Annotated in this window: 6 protein-coding genes and 1 rRNA gene; all 7 read left to right on the top strand. The window is 41.5% G+C overall.

All coding sequences use genetic code 11. From position 1 onward, the window contains the following. The first annotated feature begins 42 nt into the window (after positions 1–42). The 7 genes from rrf to hisD all read left to right on the top strand — a co-directional run bounded on the left by rrf (position 43) and on the right by hisD (position 6230). Positions 43–157 (top strand): 5S ribosomal RNA (rrf, locus tag FTU03_RS12440). Positions 158–425: 268 nt separating this feature from the next. Continuing rightward, positions 426–1871, top strand: a complete 1446-nt coding sequence (locus tag FTU03_RS12435; protein WP_125279334.1) for an RNA polymerase factor sigma-54 — start codon at positions 426–428, stop codon at positions 1869–1871. Between the two features lie 185 nt (positions 1872–2056). Further along, positions 2057–2389 (top strand): ribosome hibernation-promoting factor, HPF/YfiA family, encoded by a 333-nt coding sequence (gene hpf, locus FTU03_RS12430; RefSeq protein WP_004783414.1) that lies wholly within the window; start codon positions 2057–2059, stop codon positions 2387–2389. Between the two features lie 135 nt (positions 2390–2524). After that, positions 2525–2776: a BolA family iron metabolism protein IbaG gene (gene ibaG / locus FTU03_RS12425; protein WP_004783413.1), complete on the top strand. Its 252-nt coding sequence runs from the start codon at positions 2525–2527 to the stop codon at positions 2774–2776. Positions 2777–2783: 7 nt separating this feature from the next. Next, the gene (gene murA / locus FTU03_RS12420) at positions 2784–4040 is read left to right on the top strand and encodes a UDP-N-acetylglucosamine 1-carboxyvinyltransferase (RefSeq protein ID WP_159124271.1); all 1257 of its coding nucleotides are present in this window, start codon (positions 2784–2786) and stop codon (positions 4038–4040) included. After that, positions 4040–4741 carry an ATP phosphoribosyltransferase gene (gene hisG, locus FTU03_RS12415; RefSeq protein WP_005234128.1) on the top strand — a complete coding sequence of 234 codons (702 nt, stop codon included), beginning with the start codon at positions 4040–4042 and terminating at the stop codon, positions 4739–4741. Before murA ends, hisG begins: the two co-directional genes overlap by 1 nt. A 187-nt stretch (positions 4742–4928) precedes the next feature. Further along, complete coding sequence (hisD, locus tag FTU03_RS12410) at positions 4929–6230, top strand: histidinol dehydrogenase (protein WP_166139574.1); 1302 nt, start codon at positions 4929–4931, stop codon at positions 6228–6230. Positions 6231–6238 lie beyond the last annotated feature (8 nt).

The raw sequence follows: 6238 nt of genomic DNA, 5'->3' as shown, positions 1-6238 counted from the left end.
AGCAACGTAGATAAGACCATAGCGAGTAAGCATACCAGTTGTGCTGGCGACCATAGCAAGAGTGAACCACCTGATCCCTTCCCGAACTCAGAAGTGAAACCTCTTAGCGCTGATGGTAGTGTGGGGTATCCCATGTGAGAGTAAGTCATCGCCAGCTCATTATTCCTAAAAAGCCCTCTGCTCACGCAGGGGGCTTTTTTTATGCGTGAGATTTAAAAAATTAAATCAAATTATATTAATTTACAAATTGGTTAATTACTGTTTAATAAAAATAAGTGATTAATAATGCTTAAAAAATTATATAAAAATGACGGTAGAGTTCATGAAATCACTATAGTTTTGTGTGTTTTTTTATCAAACTATGTTATAAAAGTTAAAACGGCATGAAAATTGCTTATAAAACGAGATTTTTATTAGGGGGTCATATGAAATTATCAGTGGGATTACGAATTGCCAACTCGCTGTCATTAACTCCACAGTTACAACAAGCAATCCGCTTATTACAATTATCCAGTCTAGAACTAGAGCAAGAAATCCAGCTACAACTTGATAGTAATCCTTTGTTAGAAAAAGTTGAAGAGCAAATCAGTGTTGAAAGTCTTTCGACTGTTGATGCGAGTCAAAAGGATTTAACCAATGAACTCAATGCAGACCATCTTCCGGACGATCTACCTGTAGATACCGACTGGGATGATGTCTATACTCATCAACCGACAAGTCTGGGTGCAGCAGAATTCGAAGAGCGTGAAGATAACCGTCAAAGCCAGCAAAGCTTACAAGAATATATGCTCGAGCAGATTAATCTGCTGCATTTTTCTCGCATTGATCAGCTGATTGCATACTGCATTATTGATTCTCTAGACGAAAAGGGTTTTCTGGATGCAGAAATTTCTGAAATTACTGCATCAGTACAGCATCTTTTATCTTCCATGGATTATGAGGAAGAAATCGAAGAGGATGAAGTACTCGTTGTTCTCAAGCATATTCAGCGTCTTGATCCGATTGGAGTAGGTTCCAGAAATCTAGCTGAGTGTTTATTGATTCAGCTAGATAGCCTACCAGTTAATACCCCTTGTCGTAATGATGCGGTTAAATTGCTGCAACATTATGAGCTGCTGATTACCAATGAATTACCCAAACTCATTAAGCAAACTGGTTTAAATCAGGAACAATTACGCTGTGCGGTTGATTTGCTGAAAACTCTTAAGCCATATCCTGGGCTGGAGTTTGAAAGTAAAGAATCTGATTATCAGATCCCGGATGTCGTGGTAATGAAAAAGAATGACTGCTGGCAGGTGACGTTAAATCCTGATGTGATGCCAAAGTTAAGACTGAATTCTTTTTATACCAATATGATCCGTCGTGCTGATCAAAGTGAAGATAATCAATATCTTCGTAATCAGATGCTGGAAGCAAAAAACTTTATTAAAAGTATCGACGAACGTCATAAAACTTTATTGAAAGTAGCTACCTGTATTGTTGAACATCAGAAAAGTTTTTTAGAAATTGGCCCTGAAGGTATGAAACCTCTGGTTTTACGTGATATTGCTGAAGAAGTCGAATTACATGAATCAACCGTATCTCGTGTAACGACTAACAAATATATGCTGACCCCACGTGGTTTATTTGAACTGAAATACTTCTTCTCGAGTCATGTGGGAACGACTTCGGGTGGTGAGGCTTCATCTACTGCGATCCGTGCCAAAATTAAGAAAATGATTGCTGAAGAAAATGCACGTAAGCCTTTATCGGACAATGCAATTGCCAATCTTTTGAAAGAAGAGGGGATTGATGTGGCACGACGCACGGTCGCGAAATATCGTGAATCGTTACATATTCCTTCCTCTTCTGAGCGAAAAGTCTTGATCTAGTTTTTGAAATTTGATTATTCTAGAGATTCATTATGACATCGTAATGAATCTTTTTTTCTTTTGAGGAATGGTAAAAATGATCTGAATAAATGCTTTAAATCACGATTTTGCTTGAGCAAGTTATTGTATTCTTTTCATTTTTAACTGTGACTCTTCTGATCCTAACGAAGGTGAGGGATAGAACTATGCAAATAACAATTCGTGGACATCATTTATCAATTACGCCAGCGATTGAAGAAACTATAAAAACGAAATTTTCACAGATGACCAAACATCTGGATCAGGTGAACAGCATGCAGGTTAAGCTTTCCAAAGATCATCAGATTGATAAGCGCTCAAAAAGAGGCAGTAGTAACCATATCGCAGAAGCGATTGTCCGTTTACCGGGTATTGAGTTTTTTGCCCATGCTAATGCTGATGACATGTATACCTCAATTAAAATTTTGACGGAAAAATTAAAAAAACAGATTGACCGATATCGCGAAATGCAGCTGAATCATCAGAGTTTAGCCATTTAAGCGACCAAATGGGGAAAAAGAGGTTTTTAAAAGCCTCTTTTTTTATATATATAATGTATGTGACTAATGAATTATTTTTTACATTTATAGTAAAATGACTCGTTTTACACCCTTAGTCCTATAAGAGGTCTTGTGATGAATAATGAACAGCTCGCTGAAATTTTAAAAGCCGCTTTTCCTGAGGCGGATGTTGCTGTGAGTGGTCAGGGCGGAAAATTCGATCTCCGTATTGTGGATGATCAGTTTGAAGGTAAACGTCCGGTTGCACGTCAACAAGCTGTTTATGCTCCTCTCAATTCCCATATTGCCAGTGGTGCAGTGCATGCTGTGACCATTCGTGCATTGACCAAAGAAGAATGGCGTAAAGCAAGCTTATTTGGAGCTTAATCAATTAATGGATAAATTCTTAATTCAGGGCGGTATTAAGCTCGACGGTGAAGTGCGTATTTCTGGTGCAAAAAATGCAGCGCTTCCATTATTAGCAGCAATGATTCTTGCTGATACGCCAATCACACTTAAAAATGTTCCAAATCTAAAAGATGTAAATACCTTGGTAAAGCTGATCGCAGGTCTTGGGATCACGATTAGTTATGAAGGCGATACAGTTATTGCAGATACCTCTACTTTGGATAACCAGTTTGCACCTTATGAACTCGTAAAAACCATGCGTGCTTCTATTTTGGTGCTTGGTCCTCTATTGGCGCGCTACGGTAGTGCAAAAGTATCCCTGCCAGGTGGATGTGCGATTGGTTCTCGTCCAGTCGATCAGCATTTGAAAGCACTAGAAGCTTTAGGTGCCGAGATTGAGGTTGAGGCCGGCTATGTCCATGCTAAAGTCGATGGTCGTCTGAAAGGCGGTGAAGTTGTCTTTGATATGGTGACTGTGGGTGGTACTGAAAATATTCTGATGGCTGCAGTATTGGCGGATGGTGTGACCACGATTCGTAATGCGGCGCGCGAACCTGAAATTACCGATCTTGCTCAAATGCTGATCAAGATGGGTGCGAAGATTGAAGGTCTGGATACCGATACGCTAGTGGTAACCGGTGTAGAAAGCCTGCATGGCTGTGAATATGCAGTGGTTGCCGACCGTATTGAAACCGGTTCTTACTTGGCTGCTGCAGCCATTACTGGTGGACGTGTTAAAACCACGCATACAGATCCGGCTTTAATGGAAGCTGTACTGGATAAGTTTGAGGAAATGGGCGCAGAAGTCACTCGTGGTGATGACTGGATTGAACTGGATATGATGGGTAAACGTCCGAAAGCAGTGAGCTTCCGTACCTTGCCACATCCAGATTTCCCAACAGATATGCAAGCCCAGTTAATGGCAGTCAATGCCATTGGTCGTGGATTTGCCACAATTTCTGAAACGATTTTTGAAAACCGTTTTATGCATGTTCCTGAATTGGCTCGTATGGGAGCCAATATTCAGGTCGAAGGTAATGATGCTGTCGTAACAGGTGTAGAAAAACTTTCTGCAGCGCCTGTGATGGCAACAGATTTACGTGCTTCATTCTCTTTAGTTCTTGCAGCACTTGCAGCCGAAGGAGAAACATTGATTGACCGTATTTATCATATTGACCGCGGTTATGAAGATGTCGAAGCAAAGTTACAAGGTTTAGGTGCCCAAATTAAGCGAGTAAGTTAATGAGTGATATGAGAAACGATGATCCAAACTTTGACGTAATGGGCAATTTTGATCATGGTTTAACGTTAGCATTAAGCAAGGGCCGTATCTTAAAAGAAACTTTACCTCTGCTTGAAACAGCAGGGATTAACCTGCTGGAAGATCCGGATAAATCACGAAAGCTGATTTTTCCAACCACGCATAAACAGGTGCGTATCCTGATTTTACGTGCCTCTGATGTGCCGACTTATGTTGAGAATGGTGCGGCAGATATCGGTGTAGCAGGTAAAGATGTGTTGATGGAACATGGCGCGCAAAATGTCTATGAACCATTAGATCTTAAAATTGCCAACTGCAAATTGATGACAGCAGGTAAAGTCGGCATGGAGCGTCCGAAAGGCCGTTTAAAAATTGCGACTAAATACGTGAATCTGACCCGTCAATACTACGCGAGCCTCGGTGAACAGGTTGATGTGATCAAGCTTTATGGTTCAATGGAACTTGCACCATTGGTGGGCTTAGGTGATTACATTGTCGATGTGGTCGATACAGGCAATACACTGCGTGCCAATGGTCTTGAACCACTTGAAGAAATCTGCAAAGTCTCTTCACGTCTGATTGTGAACAAAGCCAGCTTTAAACGTAAGCAGGCATTACTGAATCCGATTCTTGCTCAGCTTGAGCAAGCAGTGGAAGCACGCGAACAGGCGAAAAAAGCTTAAATTTAAGCTTTATCAAAGACCGTCCACTTTGGGCGGTTTTTTATTGCTGATTATAAATATAAGAAGCTCAATGCTTTCATCAATTTTATCAAAAGCTATTTCCAATAAAACTCATAGCACAAGTCTGTTCTAGCTACCGACAAAGTCTTTGAAAACAGGTAAACTAAAGCCTTCGAATTCAAACCTTATGGGTAAATTGATGCGACGTTTATCGACACAAGATCAAAACTTCAAGCAGGCGTTTGCTGACTTGTTGGCTTTTGAAACCGTGAATGATCCTGAACTTTTAAAAACTGTAGACCAAATTATTGCTGACGTACGTCAGCATGGTGATGCTCATGTTCTTAAATTGACTCAGCAGTTCGATCGACATCCAGCGCATCAATTTTCAGATTTGGAACTGACTCAAGAGCAACTTAAAGCAGCTTTCGAAGGCTTAACGACTGAAGTGCGTGAAGCTTTAGAATTGGCTGCAAACCGTATTCGCGAATTCCATCAGGCACAAAAACAGGATGGTTGGACGTATGTCGATGCTCTAGGTAATACCTTGGGTCAGAAAGTGACGCCATTGGATCGCGTAGGGATCTATGTACCAGGTGGCTTGGCTTCATATCCATCTTCGGTGTTAATGAATGCTGTTCCTGCACATGTGGCAGGTGTAGGTGAAATTGTTATGGTGGTGCCTGCTCCAAATGGTGAACTGAATCCATTGGTCTTGGCTGCTGCCTATCTGGCTGGCGTACACCGTGTATTTACCATTGGTGGCGCACAAGCGGTTGCTGCATTGGCCTATGGTACAGAAACCATTCCACGTGTCGATAAAATCACTGGTCCAGGTAACCGTTTTGTGGCTGCGGCAAAACGTGCCGTATTTGGTCAGGTCGGTATCGACATGATTGCTGGTCCTTCAGAAATTCTGGTCTATGCAGAAGGGCAGAACAATGCCAAATGGTTAGCGATGGATTTGTTATCTCAAGCTGAGCATGACACTGTTGCTCAAGCTGTATTTATTACGCCTGATGAACAGCTTCTCAATGAAGTAGAACAAGCAATTGAAGAGCATTTGCTAGCTCTACCAAAAGCAGAAATTGCCCGCACTTCAATTGCCAATCGTGGTGCATTAGTGCTTGTGAAAGATCGTGCTGAAGGTATTGAGCTGATTAACCAAGTAGCACCTGAACATTTAATGCTGTGTCTGGATGAAGCTCAAGAAATGGCTGAAGAGATTCGCCATGCCGGTGCGATCTTCATGGGACGTTATACGCCTGAAGCGATTGGTGACTATTGTGCAGGTCCAAACCATGTATTACCGACATCGGGTACAGCACGTTTCTCATCACCACTGGGTGTGTATGATTTCCAGAAACGTTCAAGCCTGATTATGTGTTCTGAAGATGGTGTGAAAACCCTTGCGAAAACTGCAGATGTTCTGGCACAGCAGGAAAATCTGGATGCGCATGCCCGTTCAGCACGCTACCGTTATCAGTAATTAAATAC

This window comes from Acinetobacter sp. YH12046 (assembly GCF_013419905.1).
Classification (GTDB): domain Bacteria; phylum Pseudomonadota; class Gammaproteobacteria; order Pseudomonadales; family Moraxellaceae; genus Acinetobacter.
Note: the sequence above shows the minus strand (reverse complement) of the source record. Positions and strands in the feature narration are given on the sequence as shown.